Origin of the sequence: Virgibacillus sp. 6R (genome assembly GCF_001895305.1) — a bacterium.
GTDB lineage: Bacteria > Bacillota > Bacilli > Bacillales > Amphibacillaceae > Virgibacillus > Virgibacillus pantothenticus.
In genome coordinates this window covers 3295698-3315823 of sequence record NZ_CP017762.1, presented here as the reverse complement: position 1 = coordinate 3315823, position 20126 = coordinate 3295698, and the positions used below count along the sequence as shown (strand labels likewise).

Here is a 20126-nt window from a genome sequence, read left to right as displayed (position 1 = left end):
TTTACCCCTCACTAACCTGTTTTTTGTCGTTAAAGCAGCTACGGTATATAGAAAATAATTTCTTACCAACTGCCTCTTCACTAAAATATTTAAATGCTAAATCAGCTATTTTTTTTGAATTTATAATAGGATCTTTATTATACATTTCCTCCATTTTATTAGCTAAACTTGTAACATTGTTAACTTCAAACATTAAACCACTCTTACCTTGAATATATTGCTTTAATGGAGAATTGTTTGCAACAATAATTGGCTTTCCACATGACATAGCTTCTATTACAGGAACTCCAAATGTTTCAAATGCACTAGCAGTAACATATGAATTGCATCCTTCTAATAAAAGGGCAGTTTCATCACGATTTAAAAAGCCTGTTAGTTTTATTCTTCCTTCCATACCTAAAGAATTTATTTTCTTATTTAGATTTTTATACTCTTCTCCCCCACCAACAATTATCAGTTCTACATTATCGATATCTTTAAACTTTTGATAAAAAGCATCAATTAGTAAATCAAATTTCTTTCCTTTAACTAATCTACCTATAGAGATAAAATGGTATGTTCCATTTTCTTTGTCTTTATTGTTCTCAAACACAAAGTTTTTAGAAACCACGTTTGGTATTTCTAAAAATTCCCTATTTACCTTGGTCAATTCTTTTATACTTTGTGGCAAAATGTTGTTTACACAGATAAATTTATCAGCTCCAAGAGAAATTTTTCTTAATAAGTCTACTTGATGATTGGTTAATTCTTTGTTTTGCACCCTAGAATAATGTTCAGTAATGACTATTGAAACTTCTAAAGATTGTAAATAATCCCAAAAACCGTGAGTTAATGTTATAATAGGAAAGTGGATATGAATTATATTCGGTTTTCCCTCTTTATTAATAAGTCTCCTAACCATATTGATGCACATCTTTGTTTTTATTTTTTCAAATATCTTTTGGGGTGATCCCCCTATTGGAAAGTAAACCCCCTTGGTAAAAATACCGTCATCATATCTAGTAATACTTCTACACTTTCTTAATCTTAGAACAGAACGATTATCACAAAATGTATATAAAACTTTAATAGTATTTTCACTATTTTTCAATACACTTTTAGCTTGTTCATACTCAAAAATCCCAACCATCCCGGTTTCAACTTCAGGATAGCTTCTCCCTATAACTAGAAGTTTCATCTTAGTATCCACTCCAATTACTCACAACTCAAAACATTAAATTAATAAAAATGTATATATCCTTATGTCCTAACCTTAATTAAACACGACTCTTTTACTGGAATTTATTACCATAGAATATAATATCATCTAGAAAAGTATATATAGTTGCAACCCAAAAGTTTTTATGTTGCCTATAACAACTCATATAAAAAAGATTGATAAAATACAAGGTTGGTTTTGCTAAATTAAAAATTAAACCTAACATTCACAGCAGGATAGATAAAGTAAATTGCTAAAAAGAGACTAAACACATCACATTTGGAACAATATGTAATGATTTATGCAAAGCTATAATAAAAGTATGACCCAAATAAAGGTCCTAATCGCAGACATATAAGTTCAGCGGTATATTTCTATATTAATTTCCTTTACTACCCTTTCTACTTTTTGCTTACAATCATCTAGCGTCTTTCCTTTTACAATCACCTGACCAATACAATCATTTGAGTTTTCAAAGGCATTAATTTTATCACCAGGGCGTTTAAAAAAAGAAATATCCACAATTTCCTCATCTATATAGCCATTGTACTCTATACTTTTAAGAACTCCACTTTCTTTTTCTGAAAACAGCATCTTTGCCAAACCTGCATTAGATTTTATTTCATTGTCATTGAAAATGTTTCTAGGATCAATACCTAGAGCTATTGCTATAATCATCTCATAATAATTTATTCCAAAATTAATAGAAACCAATTCTGGTAGGCAGTTTGCACCAACTCGACCAGTAAGTTCAATTATGTAGACTTTACCATCTTTTACAATCAAATCAACATTAACAGCGCAATCATCAAGTTCAAGTGCCTTTATAGCTTCACGTACACAATTTTCAGCTTGATCCATTATATCTTTTGTACATTCAAGTGGTATATGATGACCAACAGGAATAGCGGTGTGACTAACATATGTATCATCTCCATGTGGCATTACAAATAAGATTTCTCCATTAGCTATAAAAGATTGTACACCAAATTCCCAGCCATCAATAAACTCTTCTACAATACAAAAATCCTTTTGTGTTTCTGTTATTGATTTTTGAAATCCATCAAGCGCTTCTATTTCATTATAAGCAATATAAATCCCTTTACTGCCTTGCAAATCTGTAGCTTTTATAATTACTGGAAAATTTAATTTACCTATACTTTCTTGAAGTTGCTCCTCTGAAGAAATTTTATAATACTTAGCCGTGTTGACTCCACTGTCAACTAATGCTTTCTTCATCTTTAATTTATCTTGACACCGTAATGCTGCTCTTTCTGATAAACCCGATAAATTTAACCTATCACAAACCCTCCCCAATGCAGTAACACCAGTATCTAAACAACTTGTAGCTATGCCGTCTAAGTTTAATTCTTTTGCTTTTAAGAGTACATTATCTGGATCTGAAATATCCATATAGCTTACTTCATCTGCAAATCTGAGTCCTGGTAAATTATCACCTGGTTTTGTACCAACAATTACATAAACACCCATATCTTTTGCAGTTTTAATTAGACCAACTTGTCCTCTACCGCCACCTAAAATTAATAAACGCTTATTCTTAAACATAGAAGTTCCTCCTTCATTAAAATTTATTCTATTTCTAAGTCTATATAAGTTGTGGCTTCTTCACAAACTTTTATTGCCTCTATCGCAGTAGCGCCTTGTCCAATTATATATCCCAATCTGTCATGGCTATTACATATTCCTAAAGTTTTATCTCCAACTTGTTTTAAGATTTCTGTCTCTATTACTCCTTTAACCTCTCTTGCCTCTTTTTGCCCATTAACTTCTCTGACCACCCCGGTTCTACCTACTATATACTGAATGCAGCTACCTCTCTCAAATTTCGGAACAATATTAACTTTTTCACCGCAAGCTATACTAATTGCTTTACTAATCATATCTATGCCAGTTGAAGCAGGGACAAGGTGACTTGCTATAAAATCACCACCCATTCTTGCTCCCAGTTCAATAACTTTCGGTCCACTATTTGTTAACATAATCTCAACATGAGCAGGCCCATCCGTTATATCCACTGCCAATACAGCACTAGTAGCAACCTGTTTAATTCTTTTTACAATCTCTTTATCTATCATACTTGGTTGGCTATGGCGAATCTCAACAAAATGCGGGGGGCCAGTAGTCAGTTTATCAGTAATAGATAAGATATACACTACTCCTCTTTGTACTAATATTTCTACACTAACTTCCTTGCCAGACAAAAATTCTTGAACTATGATACCAGGTGATCTACCATACGAGGAACTGTATTTAATAGAATCTCTTAATTGATCCTTGTTTTCAATTAAAACTACCCCTCTACTACCAGAACTATCTAATGGTTTGCTAACACAAGGGTAAGTAATATCACTTTCAATGTTTTCAACTTGGTTAACATCATTTAAAATAAAATACCAAGGATGGTCCACTCCGTTGTTTTCAAAAGCCTTAATCATTTCTCCTTTGTCTGTGGTTTTTATGGAAGTGTCATATGTTATACCTGTTAAACCAAGTCTTTCACATGTGTAAGCTATGGCGCGCATAGGCATATCTGTTGCCAAAGTAATGACTCCATCAGCACAAAAGTCATTTGCAACTTGATAGATTCCTATTTCATCTACCGTACTTACGTTGTAATATTTATCAGCATAACATACCCCTATCGCATCAGGATTATAATCAGCGACGGCAACCTTTAGACCAAGCTTTTTTGCTTTTATGATAGCCGGTAGTTGCAGGTAAGATCCCCCAACAATAAGTATTCTTTTATTTTTAGACATTTTAATTACCTAGTCCCTTATCTTTATCAGTTTTATTTGAATTAATATTTTTATGCGTAAACACTGTTTTAAATGTTTGTAGAATTATTTTAAAATCTAGTAGAAACGATATATTATCCACATAATAACAATCATTAATATACTTTTCCTCTTGAGGTATTGAATTTCTAAAATAAGCCTGATTATAACCAGTTATCCCCGGCTTTATTGTAATTCTTTTGCGTTCTATATAATTAAATGATTCCAAAGGCTTTGAAGTCAAATTTGGCCTTGGACCAATGATGCTCATATCCCCTTTTAACACATTTAAGAATTGAAGAACTTCATCTAAAGAAGTTTTCCTTAAAAAATTGCCGACCTTTGTTACTCGTGGATCATAATCACTATTATAAGTTGACAAATCTTTATTTCTTATGTCAGGTGCATTATTATACATGGATCTAAACTTATACATTTTAAAGATCTTTCCGTTTAACCCTCTTCTTCCAGCATTATAAAAAATTGGTCCTTTATCTTCGAAATATATGATCGGTGATATTATTATAATTAATATAATAATAATTGGAAGCATTAATAAGCTCACAAATATATCTAAAAGTCTTTTAATTAATTTTTGGTACATTTTTATCCCCCCATTCTACTAAAATATTCTTTTATGTTGTAGATCTTTAATTTTTAAATTAATTCTTGAGTAAGATTGGTTAAAACCTTTATTACATAACCTACATCAAAATCACTCAACAAAGTATGTAATGGTAATGTAATCTCATTCTTATACATGTTATATGCATTCGGATAATCTCTTATATCAAATCCCAAATCCTTATAAGCAGTTAACATTGGTAAAGGTTTATAATGCACATTACAAACTATGCCTTCTTCAGCCATTTTCACAATAAAACCATTACGCCGTTGTTCCCCAATTTCAGGTATTCTGAGCAAATAAAGATGACCTGAAGAAGAGAATGTATCACCATAATGTTTAATAGATTGTAATCCCAAAGGCGAAAATGCACTGTCATACATATCAACAATTTCTTTACGCCGTTTTAACAAATCACTATATCTTTCAACTTGCACTAGCCCAATACTTGCCATTATATCTGTCATATTGCATTTGTAAGCTGGATAAATAATATCGTATTCCCAAGATCCTTTTTTAGTTTTAGCAAGAGCATCTTTGGATTGTCCGTGAAGGCTCAATAGCATATATTGCTTATAGATCCAATCGTTATCAAGACCTTTTTTGTTACGCCAAACAACTGCTCCCCCTTCGCCAGTAGTCAGGTTTTTAACAGCATGGAAAGAAAAACATGAAAAGTCAGCAAGCTGACCAGAAACTTTTCCGTTTTCTGTTGCTCCAAAAGAGTGAGCAGCATCTGCCATTACAATGACTCTATTATATGTGGCCTGAAGGTCACTTTTCGGTTGAAACAAATTTTTTTTGCTTTCAACTACATCAAAAACCTTAGCATAATCGCACATTTTCCCAGCTATATCAACTGGGATTACTACTTTAGTTTTTTCTGTAATGGCTTCTGCTAATTTAGAGTAATCCATTTCATAAGAGTCAGGAGCCGTATCTACTAAAACTATTTTAGCCCCAACATGATGAATAACAGAGGCTGTTGCAGTATATGTATAAGCTGTTGTTACGACTTCATCCCCCGGGCCAACACCTAGAAGTTGCAATGTTAATTCCATTGCAGCCGTAGCTGAATTTAAGCAAACCGCCCGCTCTACCCCGATATATTCAGCTATTTTATTTTCTAATTCTTTTGTTCTAGGACCAGTAGTTAACCATCCTGATCGTAATGTGCTTACCACTTTTGTTATCTCCTCATCAGTTATATCAGGAGGTGAAAATGGTATTTGCATTTTATTTGTATTCAATTCAATTATCCTTTCCATCCTATAGGTAGTTATTGGATTGTCGACGCTTTTTCTTCCTGTACTTTCTCCACTAAATACTTCAACAGTTCTTCCCGTATCTCTTCATTTTCCAACGCTAGGTCAATGGTCGTCTTCACAAAACCTATCTTTTCACCAACATCATAGCGTTTCCCTTCAAAGTCATAGGCGTAGACGTTTTGCACTTCATTTAGCTTTTGAATCGCATCGGTTAATTGAATTTCTCCGCCCGCCCCGATTTCCTGTTTATCAAGGAAGGTGAAAATTTCCGGTGTTAAAACGTAACGCCCCATGATCGCCAAGTTCGATGGTGCTGTTCCTTGCTTCGGTTTTTCGACAAAGTGATCCACTTGGTAGCGACGTCCTTCAATCGTATTTGGATCAACAATCCCGTAGCGGTGCGTTTCGCTATCTGGTACCTGCTGTACACCGACAACAGAAGATTGGGTTTCTTCAAATTGATCGATCAACTGGCGAAGTCCAGGTGTATCAGCTTGGACGATATCGTCACCAAGTAAAACGGCGAACGGCTCGTTGCCGATAAATTTGCGGGCACACCAAACGGCGTGACCTAATCCTTTTGGTTCTTTTTGACGAATATAATGAATATCGACCTTGGAAGGATGCTTTACCTTTTCCAGTAAATCAAACTTCTCCTTTTTTATCAAGTTATCTTCCAGTTCAAAATTGTTATCAAAATGATCCTCAATCGCGCGTTTTCCTTTTCCAGTAACAATAATAATGTCTTCAATACCTGATTGGACAGCTTCTTCAACGATATATTGAATCGTTGGCTTATCAACAATTGGCAGCATTTCTTTTGGCATTGCTTTTGTTGCTGGAAGGAATCTCGTTCCTAATCCTGCAGCTGGAATAATTGCTTTTTTAATTGTACGCATGAATAAATCCCCCTTCTTATATTACGAGCCTTTCACTGTTACATAGGCATGTTCCATATATACTATTTCCATGAGTGCATCTTTTAAATCTTTGCGTGTATAGCTTTCAAACGTTTCGATCATTCCGTTGATCACGTCTTGGTCGACTTCGGACGTTTTGCCGACATATATCTTTTCATAAACCGCATCGGAGTGCACTTCATCTTCACCAAGCAGTTCCTCGTACATTTTCTCACCCGGTCGGATACCAGTAAATTCAATTGGAATTTCTTCTTCCGTATAGCCGGATAGCTTGATCAAATTTTTTGCTAGGTCAACGATTTTTACAGGCTCACCCATATCAAGGACGAAAATTTCGCCGCCTTTAGCTAGAGTTCCAGCCTGAATAACAAGACGGGAAGCTTCCGGTATCGTCATAAAATAGCGAGTCATCTTTGGATCAGTCACAGTAACTGGACCGCCATCGGCAATTTGTTTTCTAAAAAGCGGAATAACACTGCCTCTGCTTCCTAATACGTTTCCGAATCGAACAGCGGTGAACTTCGTCTTACTACGTGCCGATAAATCTTGGATAACCATTTCCGCAATGCGCTTTGTAGCTCCCATGACATTTGTCGGGTTGACCGCCTTATCCGTCGATACTAATACGAATGTATGTATACCAAATGTATCAGCAGCCTCCGCGACATTCTTGGTACCGATAATATTATTTTTTACTGCTTCATGTGGGTTCTGTTCCATTAATGGGACATGCTTGTGGGCTGCTGCATGATAGACAATACGAGGCTTGTACATCTCCATAATCTCAAACATGCGGTCACGATCCTGAACATCGCCGATAACCGGGATAATTTCAATGCCTGCGTCACGATATTTCCCGCGTAATTCCATATCAATCGAATAAATGCTGAATTCACCATGACCTACTAAAATAATTTTGCTTGGGAAAAATTTCATAACTTGCCGACATATTTCGGAACCGATTGACCCACCTGCACCAGTAACCATAACCGTTTGGTCGGTCACATATTTAGAAATCGCATGAATATCAAGCTGAACGGGTTCGCGTCCCAATAGGTCCTCGACTTCAATATTTTTCAAGCTGCTGACGGTAACTTTACCGGTCATTAAATCTTCAAGTTTCGGGATCATTTGCACTTTTGCATTTGTTTGATTACAAAAGTCGACAATTTTCTTCAATTGACCATTACGAAGCGACGGGATCGCAATAACGATATGTTCTATCTCCATATCACCAACGATTTGTGGAATATCCCGTACCCTTCCTTTTACAGGAATATTATATAATTGCATTTTCTGTTTCGTTAAATCATCATCGACAAACGCAACTGGACAAAGCTCTGCTTCTTGGCTCTGATCACGTAATTGTCGAGCAATCATCGCACCCGCTGCCCCAGCACCTACGAGAAGTGTCCGTTTATGGTCACGGTCATCTTTTATGTATCGGTCGCGTAAAATGCGCCACATAAATCGTGAACCACCAATAAATATAATATGTAACATCCATGTAACGAGCAGTGCTCGCTTGTAAAGACTGAAATCATTGGCTATGTATTGCACAATAGCTGCTCCAATAACAGAAAACGTTACAGCCTGCACGATGGCAATTAATTCACCAACGCTGGCATAGGCCCATACTTTGTTGTACAGCTTAAATATGTACGCAAACACATGATGAAAGACTAGAAGTGCTATTGCGCTAATAACGATTGCGTCCATGCTGACAACAGATGTATAAGGGTATACGACCCACGACGCAATAAAAATGGCTGTCGTGACGATTACCGAGTCTAACAAAATTAACAGACCCAGCCTGGATTTGTACCCCATATGAATGCTCCTTCCTGTCTGATTACATTGTTGTGATTAAAGTTTTGGAGATGACTTCTTAGGCGTTTTTTGTAATGGTTCTTGTACGGCTATATTCTTATAAAAATTCTCATCCCTAAAAAACTCAAGTTATTTGTCTAGTAATGTTTTTATATCGACATTTTAAAAATATTGTTTAGTTCTAAACATGGCCAAACTATATAAAAGATACGAATCATGTATATCTGCGTATATAAACTAAGGATTTTCTTAAAAACAGCCAGTACAGCAAAACGTTTTTAAAAACAGCACGGTTTTATGCTGTTTAATCGGATAGCGATTATTCGATGTGTATGCGTATGATAATGAACAACTTATAATTCATCTGCTACCTACAATTTTACGTTTTTTTGGGAAGGAATCCACTAAGCACATTCTCATCATACTATATACCTAGTCATAATTTTAGTTACTTCTACAAATAAAAGTCATAAAAGATGTAATTATAATAGATGTAAAGCGCTTCAAATCAACTATTATGCCTCGAAAACGCTTCATCAATTATGTGACTGGCTTTTTTTCTAGCAACTCTTTAAAATAGGCCATTAATTGCTTGCGATTATTTATTTGAAACGTTTGATAAATATTGCTGATATAATTCTTTACCGTCCCTTCACTTAAGTAAAGACGTTGTGCTATATCTTTATTAGAAAATCCCTCCGCCAACAAGTAGGCAATATCAAGTTCTCGCTTAGAAAGATGAATTCCCAAATGCTTAAACGCTTCATCAAGCAATTCTCGTTTATCAAGCTTACGCTCTAAAATACGTTTAGCCAAAATTTGCGCAACTTCACCAGCAAAGACAACTTCACCGCGCATAACCGAGCGCATGCAAGCAACCAGATGATCTCCGTGTAAGTTTTTTAGTACAAATCCATCTGCACCTGCATAAATAGCAGCTACAATCAAATCTTCATCTGTAAAGGAGGTGAGCACGAGAATTTTCACATCTGGCTGCGCCTCTTTCATGTGCAAAATGAGCTTGATCGCGTCTGTATGTGGCATATGGATGTCAATTAAAACCAAATTCGGTCGACACTCTTTAAAGTGAAGGATACTTGCCTTTCCATTCGTTGCCGTTGACACGACTTGCATATCTTGCTCCTGCATTAATAATGCTTCCATTCCATCTATAAAAAGCTGTTGGTCATCCACTATCATAATGCGTATCAATGCACATCCCCCCTCACTAGTTAAGTGAACCGTCTTGACACAGCAGTGAGTGCCACACCCTCATGTTGCCTGTGCAAACGTACCCAAAGAAAGTGATTTAAAATGCCATTGCTACGTAGGTGCAGCTATGGCATTTGGCAGACTAGATTCCTCAACAACCCTTTTTGGTTGATACATTGAGAAAAACAGCAATCGAGGATTTTTCATTTCTACTGTAGACCTAAAAGCCCTTAAACGAATCACAATTCAGGTCCAAATCTCTTACATTTAACTTTTTTGTATCTACTAATGCTCCGCAAAGCGGTTTTTTGTCACCATATATTAGGATAAAACACCAAGAAGATGTTTTTAACATTGTTCAATTGGTATGTCTGACTCCATCTTCTAATAACACAGCTTAATATTTTATTCCAGTACCTGTATCGAATACGGTATAAGAACTACAGCAAAACTATATCCCATACCTGAAAATCTTGTGCAATTACGTTTCAGTCTACGTCTGAATGCTAAATTAGGTCGTTTGATCTGATGTATAAGGGCACAAGCTTAGAATAACCCAAGAAATTTCTTTTTCTGTTTAACCCGTAGCGGCTCCAAGCAATTAACATGGTCATTATCAACTAGTAGATTGCTATTTTCTAAAAACATATAGAAATAGTCACTGCCAAAATTCTTCTTTATATCTTCATAGGCTTCCTGCAGATAAAAGGCTCTTGAAGTAGTATTATGTGCATCTGAAGCAACAAAATGTGTTAAGTTTGCTTCAATGATTTGCGTCGTAAATTTTTGGATGTCTTTTCCAAATTTACCTACTACACTACCTGCTGTTACTTGTGTAAGAGCTCCCTTAGACACCAATTCATATAATAAATTCGGGTGCTCTAATAGTGATCGGTTCCTTTCCGGATGCACAATAATAGGCGTATAACCCTCCACTTGAATATCGAATAACAGCTGCGTAGTATACCGTGGTACGGAATCAGAAGGAAATTCCACAAACACATACTTGCTATAATTCAGTGGGAGCAGTTCATTTTGCCTAAGACCTTCTACCATCTCACCATAAATACGTGTTTCTTGACCAGGCAAAACCGTAAGCGGAACTCCTTCTCGTTTAAAGAAATCGTTTAGAATCTCCACATTATTTTCAATTTCCCAACGAAAATTATTGAAAGCACCATTTTGATGATGCGGTGTCGCAATGATTGTATGTATTCCTTGTTCTATAGCTGCTTTCGCCATTTTTAGACTTTGTTCTTCATTTTTCGCACCGTCATCAATACCAGGTAATATATGACTATGAATATCTATCACTGCATTCACATCCTAATTTTTCTTGCCCATTCACTCTTATAATTAGTTAAATTATACCAAACAATCATTTGGCGTGCACTTCATAATATGAAACCTTTAAAATTTTAACATATTCGGGTGACTTTTAACCGAGAAAATATACTTGCATCCGTATTTAGGAAACTCCTTATCCCAAAGAATAAGGAGTTCCGCTTATTAAGCTCCGTAATAGTAATAATAATTGGACTGTTTCTTCTCGCGACCGTTTAATACTGTCCCTAGCAATTTTGCTCTGGCTGGTTTCAATGATTCGACAGCTTTTTGTGCCCCTTCGATTTCTGTATGCTTGCTCCTAACTACAAGTATTGATCCGTCTACAATATTAGCCAAAATCTGTGCATCGGTCACTGCTAAAACTGGCGGCGTATCAAAAATAACGATGTCGTAAGTAGCTTTTAATGTCTCCAGCAGTTGTTCCATTTTTTTGGAAGCTAGTAATTCAGATGGGTTAGGTGGAATTGGACCGCAAGACATAACGTCCAAATAATCGACGTCACTTTGTTGCACAACCTGTTCCAATGAATTTTCCCCAACTAAAAGGTTACTAAGCCCCCGTAAATTATCAATTCGAAACGTATAATGTACTGTCGGTTTACGTAAGTCAGCATCTATGAGTAACACTTTTTTTCCTTGTTGTGCGTACACAACTGCTAAGTTAGCAGCCGTCATGGATTTACCTTCTCCTGGACCAGAAGAAGTAACGAGCAACGTGCGAATTTCTTTATCCACAGATGCAAAATCAATGTTCGTACGAATGGTACGATATTGTTCGGAAATAGGGGATTTCGGATTCAATTTGGCGATTAAATGACGCATTTTCGTTCCAGGCCTAGACGGATTTTTTCTGCTCAACATGATGAGTCCCCCTTTCCTGATTGCTTGGTTGTGGTCGAAATTGCTGTTCACTAATATCCTTTTCCTGGATGGAAGAGATCGTGCCAAGCACTGGAGTTCCAAGTTGTTTCTCTACATCCTCTTCGCTCGTAATAGTATTATCCAAATATTCCAGTAGAAATGCGATACCAACACCAATCATCGCACCAAGCACGATAGCAATGGCTATATTTAGCATTGAATTCGGTGAAACTGGGGACGGGTTTGGTTCGAGTTCAGCTTCGGATAAAATGTTTACGTTATCGACATTCATTAATTCAGGAATTTCATTTTGAAACGTAGTAACAGTTGTGTTCGCCATCTCAACAGCTAGCTCAGGGCTTGAATCGGTGGCTGTTACCGTTACAACCTGTGATTGCTCCTCACTGGACACCTGAATTTTTTGTGCCAGCTCATCACTAGTCATATCTAAATTAAGCTCGTCTACAACCTGATTTAGTATGCGCGCACTTTTAATAATGACATTATATGTATTAATGAGTTCCACATTCGTTCGTATTTCATCGACATTGTACTGCGTTTGAGAATCTTGCTGACTTTGGTTAACGATAAAGGAAGAATTGGCTTCATACGTTGGCGTCAACACAAAGTAGCTAACAATAGCAGCAATAACTGCAGCGCCAAATATACATGCCAAAATAAGCTTTATACGCTTTTTTAAGACAGCAAATATCTCCTTTAAGGAAATCGTCTCTTCCATAAAGTTACCTCCATTTTCTATTTAACTAGCATTATTAACTTAGCTTATAACCTAGTATTGAATTATAACATAAAACGACAATAAATTGATGGTAAATTTATGAAATTAATGAACGTAATTAGGTAAAAAGTAGGCCATTTAAACGAAAACACTATTATATTACATTCTAGTTACAAATCGCTTACAAATCATTCGAAAATTTTCACAAAACTTATCAACAAGTAACTTCCCGTATGAGCAACTATTTGCTAGAAAAGATGAAGTAACAACGTAAAATTTCAGGTCAGGTGTTAGGGAACTATTTTTAGCTGAAAATAATTTTCAGTCGTGAATCTTAACAATAATATCTATTTCTGAGACATTTTGAAGAATATTGGATTTGTTTAGTATATGTTGACTGTCAATTTGTAATATATGCATATTCTTGCTAATCATGAAGTATCTCCGATAAATTCAGTCATGTGGAAAAAATCTATTATAGTGAAAATTCTATAAGGGTAACTTTTTCATGCTTGACCCCAACATCAAGCGTAAGAGCACAAGCTTTTGAAAAGAGGCCAATCCATGTAAGGCGTTACTTCCATAGTTCTTGATTGTCCTGACGCAACTCTTTATGACCATCAATCTCCTATATTGACCTGAATGAATTGCTCATCTAGGTATGCTAGCCAATTTGACTTCTTTATTTTCTCTCCATTAGCGTCTAATGCGCATCAATGTGAGATAAAACCTGTTTAGTAAGAAAGAATGACTTAAAAAATCCAATCGGGATAGCCTAATTAAGGCGTTATTAAAGTACGGTAAGACTTACATTCTCTTGTTATTTTACTCTTCCACAACTAAACAGACTAAAGACCTGATAACTTTTTGCTGTTTTTTTGAATAATAGCTTTAAATTTAGGGATAAAGGACCGATATTAGATTAAATCGGAACTTTACGACTAGTTCTTTAGTTTGTTCAAAGTGAGTTGGTTTGAATGAGAGAAACAATAGAGAATAACAGAAAACTACCACCTCCGTTATAGTGCCTACATGCCATAAACCAAGAAATTCGTCAGATTAAGAGGTTAGGTCGGCAGTATTATTTAGCTTGAAACAAAAATATATCAAAATGAACTAGGCGGCGTTTTAAAGCTAGTTTATGGTTATTTAACACTAGTATTATTGAACTATTTTTTAGGTTAGCACCCAAAAAAACTATTTCTTTAACTAAATACTATATGCGTTACTACACATGGATGCTAAATAGTGGTTTATTTACTTTTTTTAAGGGAACTTTGTATATCATAATTCCCCTCTCCACCACTTGCAAAAAAGAGTAAAAAGGACAGGTCATCTAAGGTCTCACACGTCCTTGAAAAAGAAACACACTTTTTTATGTGTGCGATGTATTGCTGTCGTAGCTTTTCTTGTCCTGTTGCTACGCCGACTCTAGCATGTCTTGTGCGTCTGAATTCAAATTAGTGAAGATTCGTATAGCGCGCTCTTGTACAGGATGTACTGACTTTTACGTCCGCCAGTACGTAGGCGGTTTTAGTAGGAATTCATGTAATACAAATACATGAGCATTAGTATAGGTTTATTTAAAGTTCATGCTCACGGAGGAAACAATTATCTTTTTCAGGGAACGAAGGACAAATCAAGTAGAAGCAGCAATACTTCAGTTTTTAGGATATTTTGAACAACCTCTTAAAAGCTTAATCTATCGTTCTCAATTCTAGGACAAGTTGAACAAGCCAACGGAGAAACTCAAAGATCATTTTGAGCGAACTTTTTGACAAACATCTAAAGAGCAGTCGAAAAATATTTCAAAATAAATAAGGAGGATTATTTAATGACTAAGAAAAAAGTCTTAATGTCCGTAACAGCAGGAGCAGCAATTGCGTCAGCACTTTTCGCCGCTGAAGAGGCAGAAGCCGCTTCGTATAAAGTAAAAAGTGGTGACTCATTGTGGACAATTGCCCAGAAATATAACACAAGTGTATCGAAACTGAAGTCCATTAATAATTTGTCCAGCGACTTAATCTTCCCAAACCAAATCATTCAAACAACCAAAAGCGGAAATTCATCTGGATCTAACAGTTCCAATTCTAATTCCAGCAGTTCCAAAGGCGGATCCAACAGCAAAGGTAGTACATACACTGTAAAACGAGGAGACACTTTAAGTGGAATTGCCTTCAAGCACAATATATCCATACGCGATATCATGAAATGGAATAACCTTAATTCCACCCTAATCTTCCCTGGCAATGTCTTTGTTGTTAGTAAGAATGGATCCACTGGTTCAAGTAATTCTGGCTCTGGTAGTAGTTCAAGTGGTTCGAATGGATCGGGTAACTCATCAAAGACATATGTCGTAAAGTCTGGTGACACACTCTCTGAAATTGCAGCAAAATACAAAGTTTCGGTTTCTAACTTAAAGCGCTGGAACAACCTACGTTCCGATTTAATTGTGGTCGGTCAAAAACTTAGCATCGGAAAGAACGCAAGCAGTGGCGGATCCAATGGTTCGGGCGGTGGAAGCAGTTCGGGCGGCAATAGCGGAGGTGGTTCTACTGGAAATGCCAACGTTGACTTTAACGTGAACAAAGTCGTTAGCACAGCAAAAAGCTTCCAAGGTGTGCCTTATGTTTGGGGTGGGTCATCCCCTTCAGGCTTCGACTGCAGCGGCTTCATTCACTACGTCTACAATAAAGGCGGCAAAAGCATGGGTCGAACATCAAGTACCGGCTACTACAACCGTTCTTATCATATCAATAATCCAAAAGTAGGCGACCTCGTCTTCTTCGCAGGTACCTACCGTCCAGGAATTTCACATCTAGGCGTGTACCTGGGTAACGGAAACTTTATTCATGCCGGATCGAATGGCGTCGAAATTAGCAATCTAAGTAACTCTTACTGGAAGAAACATTTCGATAGTTTTAAACGGTTTTATTAATAAATAATTATAAGGAAGCTTTGCAAAGGTCATCTTTGCAAAGCTTTTTATTATGTATGGATGTGGAGTCTTCCTATTATCACATGGACCGATGTTCGATTTTAATTCATCCCTTATGTGAGGGGGCTGTGGCTTAATTGAACAAGAGAATGTAACAGAAACAGGCGCGAAGTCGAGCGCTACTTGTTCGAATGAAAGGGTTCACGCATGAAATTTTTGAGGATTACTTGATCAATTAAAGGGGGCGGAGTAGGGGAAATGTGCTAACTCAAAGCAGAGGCGGGTAAGAATGAAGCGAAGGACGAATGAATCAATTAAAAGGTCAAATTATTTGGTTTTGGGATGGTTAACTGGAGTAGCCAACTTGATTCTGCCGAGGCGAGCACTTTTTACTGTTTGCCTAATCTTTTCTAATAAATAACTAGTTTTCAAAGTCCCTATATCAACTGAATGACAATATTATATAGCGTTATCAGGATAATCATTAGCAGTGTTCCATTGAAGATACGTTCAACCCATCTATTCGATATTTTGCTGACTAAATTAGTTCCAATAATCCCTCCCAACATACCGCCCGGGATCATGAACCAAGCCATAGATAAATCATATGGCGCAAACCCAGTGGAAGTGGCTACTAAAATTAATGAAGATAACTGTGAAAAAAAGATAATGAAAATGGAATTAATACTAGCATCCTTTGTATTCATGGAAAAAATAAATACTAATACAGCTACATTTAGTGGACCGCCGCCAATACCTAAAAAAGCTGACAGCAATCCAAGAACAAGACCTACACATAAAATGACAAAGCGGTTTTGCACATGATAGGTTTTTATCCTATGATTATACCTCATAAATACATAAATAATAATTAACAAGCCAGATAATAAAGCTGATTGAAAGATACCTATGATCGTGGACATACCAGAATTAACAACAAAATGATTGAAGATCCCCTTTCCAGTAAAGCCCCCTATAATAGAGCCGATTGCAATAAAAAAACTGTTCCCCCGGTCTATACCCAGATTAGAATTTCGTGCTTTTATTAAAGAAACAACCGCCATGGAAAAGACCGTTGCGGCTGACAAAACACCAATGGTTGATAAATCGTAATGTCCTAACATGTCCAATAAAGGCTTGATAATAATACCTCCACCTAAACCAGCCATCGCTCCGACCGTACAGGCAACTAGGCCAATCAAAAAATAAGCTACAAAAATGGAGATCAACTCGCTTTCTATCCTGTTGTCAAGCAGATATGTATGGATTGTCCAATAGGATCGAGTACGCAAAAATTTCTCGTAGAAGCGAAATTTCAACTAGAGGAGATTTTCTTTCACCTACAGATTGTAAGAGGTTCAAAATCGGAATCGACTTCATTAAATTCTCAGCCTATCCTCCTAGGTTTCATCTCGTGGGGGAGAAAAGCAAATCTTACTGCCAGTTACATATGGAGTAGCTAAATTCCCAGTATTTCTCCAGAAGTTAGACAGCATTCCACACAAATATGCAAATATAATATAGGGAAATTTTTCACGAAGCCCGACAACCATTATTTTAGCACAACAATATGAAAATCCGATAAAAGTTGTTTTGCGTAAGTCTAATCTCCTCCTGTTTGATTTCTTAAACATTAGGTTATCGATATAATACGTATTAGTAGGGGGAAAAACTAGAAGATAATGAGGAGCCAAAAGTGGAGTGCATTTCGCTGTTTTCTGTCTTGACAACCTCTATTAATACGGGAACACCTACTAAAATCGGAAAGGACGTTTAAATGATGCAAAAAACATTTTCACTTCAAACGAATCAACACTCAGATATGATCGACATCACAGGTCAACTAGAAGAATGGATTCAGGAGCTAGAAATTATTGGAGGAATAATTGTCGTATCTTCTATGCATACAACTGCTGGAATTACGGTGAACGAAAATGCTGACCCTGATGTTAAAACAGATATGCTCATGCGATTGGAAGATGTATATCCGTGGGAGCACCAAAAGGATAGACATTTTGAGGGAAATACGGCTGCACATTTAAAAACAAGCACCATAGGTCATGCACAAACACTTATTATCCAAGATGGCAAGCTTGTATTAGGTACGTGGCAAGGCGTTTATTTTTGTGAATTTGATGGTCCACGCAAGCGAAAGTTTCATGCCATTATTATTCCAGAGGAGAATTAATTTTATGGAAGGGAAAACTGGATTGGGATGAGCGACAATTTAGATAACAAGTAATATCTATTGCAACCTTTTAACTAATGTACCAGGTGATGCTTTTTTAGTGGCATATTTATATTTTTTTGTTCTTTTTTCCGCATCGTCACAGGACGTATTGGCAATAAGCTACCTATAAATGCAAAAGCTGCAACCACTAGGAATATCGTTTGAAAGCCAAAAGCCGCAATGCCCACTATACTGCTAAAAACAACCAAATCACAAATAGAATCAATAATTGATAATAACGAAATGGTAGTCGCTTACATTCGATGGAATATATCATTAGCTAATTGAGTATATACCGGATAGCGCACCACACCAACAAAACGAGAAGTATCATAATAATTAATAAAATCCAAAGTGTTTCTCGAAAAAAAACTGCCAATAATAAACTGAACACTGCGACTCCACCAGTTATATATAAAAGTACGATCCGCCCATATGTTATAAAGGAGCGCGCAGCTGCACACGCTCCCTTTCATTTACTACTTTTGTCTATTTGCAAGATCCTGTTCTGCGATTTTTATCATTCGCTTCACCATCTCGCCACCCACGGATCCATTCTCTCGTGCAGTTGTGTCAGCTCCGAGATCGACATTAAATTCATTGGCGATCTCATATTTTAAGGAGTCAACAGCATTCCTTGCACCTGGCACTTCTAACTGGTTACGGTTTTGTCGAGCCATACGAATAACACTCCTAATGGGAAAGTAGTAGAACAGTGGATATACTGTTCAGCTTTATTATCTGTGTTTTTAAAATAAATACTCCTAACAATATAAGGATGTTTAGCGATTCATGTTAGTATGTGTAAAATATTTGCTTTGATTAAAATTTATAAGTTCCCCTCATACATGAAAAAATCCCACCTCTATAAACGTAAAAGAGCTTATCTCATTAACGAGATAAGCCCTTTTTGTTTATTATTATAGACGAGTAACGTTTGCTGCTTGTGGTCCGCGGTTACCTTCTACGATTTCGAATTCAACGTCTTGACCTTCTTCAAGCGTTTTGAAACCGTCAGCTTGGATAGCTGAGAAGTGAACGAATACGTCGTCTCCGTCTTCACGCTCGATGAAACCGAATCCTTTTTCTGCATTAAACCATTTTACTTTACCAGTCATTAAAATGACCTCCTTATTCAAATATCGTGCAAAGTAATTGAATCATAAATACTTTTACACCACTTTGATAAAGAGATCGTAAAGTATTATTCAAACTTCAATTTCCTTTTGCACCTTTAACTTTACCCTTTTCTGAAAGAAAATGCAAGTGTATACAACTATAATTTGCAACATTTTTTTCCATTGGTTAATTTTTTTCGAAATTTCAATCAAAAATATACCTTAACTGATCAGGGTTACAGCGAATATTCCAAGCCTTCAGGACGGATATAGAAAGGATTACGTTGGGGTTTTAGGTAGCCTTCATAGCAACATCTTAGAATTTATCTACTATCCATCCATTTTAAATGTTGTAATTAATATTACTATACGTCAATTAGATATAGATGCTAACGTTAATGACCCCTTTGAAACCCTTCATCATAGCAGAACCTACATAACTTCACTCAAGTTGCTCCAGAAATTGTAAACTCACTTATATTTATGCCTCCCATTCATATGTATGCTCACCTTTAGCTGTACTGAAGTATCTTTGCCAAAACCAATCGACTTATTGCAGTAAAATTTATGCTTCGCTCCACATTGGAGGTGCAATTTTATTGTCCAGTTTATATAGGAGCTTATAAATTATCATTCCAAATGAAGCTTTAACTAAACAAACTTAAGCAATCGTTAAAAAAAAGCGCATTCGAACTTATTACCCCCATATTTCATTGTTTAGAAACCATTTACGCATATAGTTTATTGATTATTCTATAATGAAACAGGCACTGCCCCTTCCTTCCATTTCTGGAGAAAAAGACAGCGCCTAAGAAAGTGAATTTACTTAAACAGCTTATGCAACGACATCGTAGCCTTGTTCTTCAATCGCTTCGCGCATTGCTTGAATATTGGTTTTTGCTTCATCATAGGTTACATCCACTTTACCTGTATTTAAATGCACCTCTACTCCAGTAACGCCAGGTAATGCTTCAAGCGCTCCTTTGACTGATTGTTCACAATGACCACAAGTCATCCCTCTGACATCTAATGTTGTTTGCAT

Annotated in this window: 17 protein-coding genes; 2 read left to right on the top strand and 15 right to left on the bottom strand. The window is 36.4% G+C overall.

All coding sequences use genetic code 11. The annotated features are described in order from the left end of the window. Position 1 precedes the first annotated feature (1 nt). From BKP57_RS15125 to BKP57_RS15075, 11 genes are all read right to left on the bottom strand, one after another. Positions 2-1177: a glycosyltransferase family 4 protein gene (locus BKP57_RS15125; protein ID WP_072741874.1), complete on the bottom strand. Its 1176-nt coding sequence runs from the start codon at positions 1175-1177 to the stop codon at positions 2-4. 381 nt (positions 1178-1558) lie between these two features. After that, positions 1559-2764, bottom strand: coding sequence for an ATP-grasp domain-containing protein (locus BKP57_RS15120; RefSeq protein ID WP_072741873.1), 1206 nt, complete (start codon positions 2762-2764; stop codon positions 1559-1561). Positions 2765-2787: 23 nt separating this feature from the next. Next, a complete protein-coding gene (locus tag BKP57_RS15115) occupies positions 2788-3978 on the bottom strand; it encodes an ATP-grasp domain-containing protein (RefSeq protein WP_083547283.1) in 1191 nt (396 codons plus the stop codon). Between the two features lies 1 nt (position 3979). Next, positions 3980-4600 carry a sugar transferase gene (locus BKP57_RS15110; RefSeq protein WP_072741872.1) on the bottom strand — a complete coding sequence of 207 codons (621 nt, stop codon included), beginning with the start codon at positions 4598-4600 and terminating at the stop codon, positions 3980-3982. Positions 4601-4653: 53 nt separating this feature from the next. Next, a complete protein-coding gene (locus BKP57_RS15105; protein ID WP_257786688.1) occupies positions 4654-5871 on the bottom strand; it encodes a DegT/DnrJ/EryC1/StrS family aminotransferase in 1218 nt (405 codons plus the stop codon). Between the two features lie 29 nt (positions 5872-5900). Beyond that, positions 5901-6788, bottom strand: a complete 888-nt coding sequence (gene galU / locus BKP57_RS15100; RefSeq protein WP_072741870.1) for a UTP--glucose-1-phosphate uridylyltransferase GalU — start codon at positions 6786-6788, stop codon at positions 5901-5903. 21 nt (positions 6789-6809) lie between these two features. Next, positions 6810-8639: a polysaccharide biosynthesis protein gene (locus BKP57_RS15095; RefSeq protein ID WP_072741869.1), complete on the bottom strand. Its 1830-nt coding sequence runs from the start codon at positions 8637-8639 to the stop codon at positions 6810-6812. Positions 8640-9179: 540 nt separating this feature from the next. Then, complete coding sequence (locus BKP57_RS15090; RefSeq protein WP_050351287.1) at positions 9180-9851, bottom strand: response regulator; 672 nt, start codon at positions 9849-9851, stop codon at positions 9180-9182. A gap of 546 nt (positions 9852-10397) precedes the next feature. Then, positions 10398-11165 (bottom strand): tyrosine-protein phosphatase, encoded by a 768-nt coding sequence (locus tag BKP57_RS15085; protein WP_050351289.1) that lies wholly within the window; start codon positions 11163-11165, stop codon positions 10398-10400. A 195-nt stretch (positions 11166-11360) separates the two neighbouring features. Continuing rightward, positions 11361-12059, bottom strand: coding sequence for a CpsD/CapB family tyrosine-protein kinase (locus BKP57_RS15080; RefSeq protein ID WP_128743369.1), 699 nt, complete (start codon positions 12057-12059; stop codon positions 11361-11363). Further along, a complete protein-coding gene (locus tag BKP57_RS15075; protein ID WP_072741868.1) occupies positions 12034-12798 on the bottom strand; it encodes a YveK family protein in 765 nt (254 codons plus the stop codon). The genes BKP57_RS15080 and BKP57_RS15075 overlap by 26 nt, the downstream gene beginning before the upstream one ends. 1834 nt (positions 12799-14632) lie before the next feature. On the opposite strand from BKP57_RS15075, the gene BKP57_RS15070 reads away from it, so the two are divergent. Then, entirely contained in the window at positions 14633-15736 is a 1104-nt protein-coding gene (locus tag BKP57_RS15070; protein WP_072741867.1) for a C40 family peptidase, read from the top strand. Positions 15737-16173: 437 nt separating this feature from the next. Here the strand turns inward: BKP57_RS15070 and BKP57_RS15065 are convergent, their stop codons facing one another. Beyond that, positions 16174-16965, bottom strand: a complete 792-nt coding sequence (locus BKP57_RS15065) for a sulfite exporter TauE/SafE family protein (protein WP_232231183.1) — start codon at positions 16963-16965, stop codon at positions 16174-16176. A gap of 551 nt (positions 16966-17516) precedes the next feature. Here BKP57_RS15065 and BKP57_RS15060 point away from each other — a divergent pair. Then, positions 17517-17924, top strand: a complete 408-nt coding sequence (locus BKP57_RS15060) for a secondary thiamine-phosphate synthase enzyme YjbQ (protein WP_050351292.1) — start codon at positions 17517-17519, stop codon at positions 17922-17924. A 521-nt stretch (positions 17925-18445) separates the two neighbouring features. Here the strand turns inward: BKP57_RS15060 and BKP57_RS15055 are convergent. The 3 genes from BKP57_RS15055 to copZ form a co-directional block, all read right to left on the bottom strand. Continuing rightward, positions 18446-18646, bottom strand: coding sequence for an alpha/beta-type small acid-soluble spore protein (locus BKP57_RS15055; protein ID WP_050351293.1), 201 nt, complete (start codon positions 18644-18646; stop codon positions 18446-18448). Between the two features lie 240 nt (positions 18647-18886). After that, complete coding sequence (locus tag BKP57_RS15050) at positions 18887-19084, bottom strand: cold shock domain-containing protein (protein WP_050351294.1); 198 nt, start codon at positions 19082-19084, stop codon at positions 18887-18889. An 835-nt stretch (positions 19085-19919) separates the two neighbouring features. Continuing rightward, a complete protein-coding gene (copZ, locus tag BKP57_RS15045) occupies positions 19920-20126 on the bottom strand; it encodes a copper chaperone CopZ (protein ID WP_050351295.1) in 207 nt (68 codons plus the stop codon).

Bases quoted from the DNA above. Each gene is read 5' to 3' on its own strand.
- BKP57_RS15050 (WP_050351294.1), bottom strand. From the start codon at position 19,084: ATGACTGGTAAAGTAAAATGGTTTAATGCAGAAAAAGGATTCGGTTTC.
- BKP57_RS15095 (WP_072741869.1), bottom strand. From the start codon at position 8,639: ATGGGGTACAAATCCAGGCTGGGTCTGTTAATTTTGTTAGACTCGGTA.
- BKP57_RS15075 (WP_072741868.1), bottom strand. From the start codon at position 12,798: ATGGAAGAGACGATTTCCTTAAAGGAGATATTTGCTGTCTTAAAAAAG.
- BKP57_RS15055 (WP_050351293.1), bottom strand. From the start codon at position 18,646: ATGGCTCGACAAAACCGTAACCAGTTAGAAGTGCCAGGTGCAAGGAAT.
- BKP57_RS15070 (WP_072741867.1), top strand. From the start codon at position 14,633: ATGACTAAGAAAAAAGTCTTAATGTCCGTAACAGCAGGAGCAGCAATT.
- BKP57_RS15115 (WP_083547283.1), bottom strand. From the start codon at position 3,978: ATGTCTAAAAATAAAAGAATACTTATTGTTGGGGGATCTTACCTGCAA.
- BKP57_RS15080 (WP_128743369.1), bottom strand. From the start codon at position 12,059: ATGTTGAGCAGAAAAAATCCGTCTAGGCCTGGAACGAAAATGCGTCAT.
- BKP57_RS15120 (WP_072741873.1), bottom strand. From the start codon at position 2,764: ATGTTTAAGAATAAGCGTTTATTAATTTTAGGTGGCGGTAGAGGACAA.
- BKP57_RS15110 (WP_072741872.1), bottom strand. From the start codon at position 4,600: ATGTACCAAAAATTAATTAAAAGACTTTTAGATATATTTGTGAGCTTA.
- copZ (WP_050351295.1), bottom strand. From the start codon at position 20,126: ATGCAAACAACATTAGATGTCAGAGGGATGACTTGTGGTCATTGTGAA.
- galU (WP_072741870.1), bottom strand. From the start codon at position 6,788: ATGCGTACAATTAAAAAAGCAATTATTCCAGCTGCAGGATTAGGAACG.
- BKP57_RS15125 (WP_072741874.1), bottom strand. From the start codon at position 1,177: ATGAAACTTCTAGTTATAGGGAGAAGCTATCCTGAAGTTGAAACCGGG.
- BKP57_RS15060 (WP_050351292.1), top strand. From the start codon at position 17,517: ATGCAAAAAACATTTTCACTTCAAACGAATCAACACTCAGATATGATC.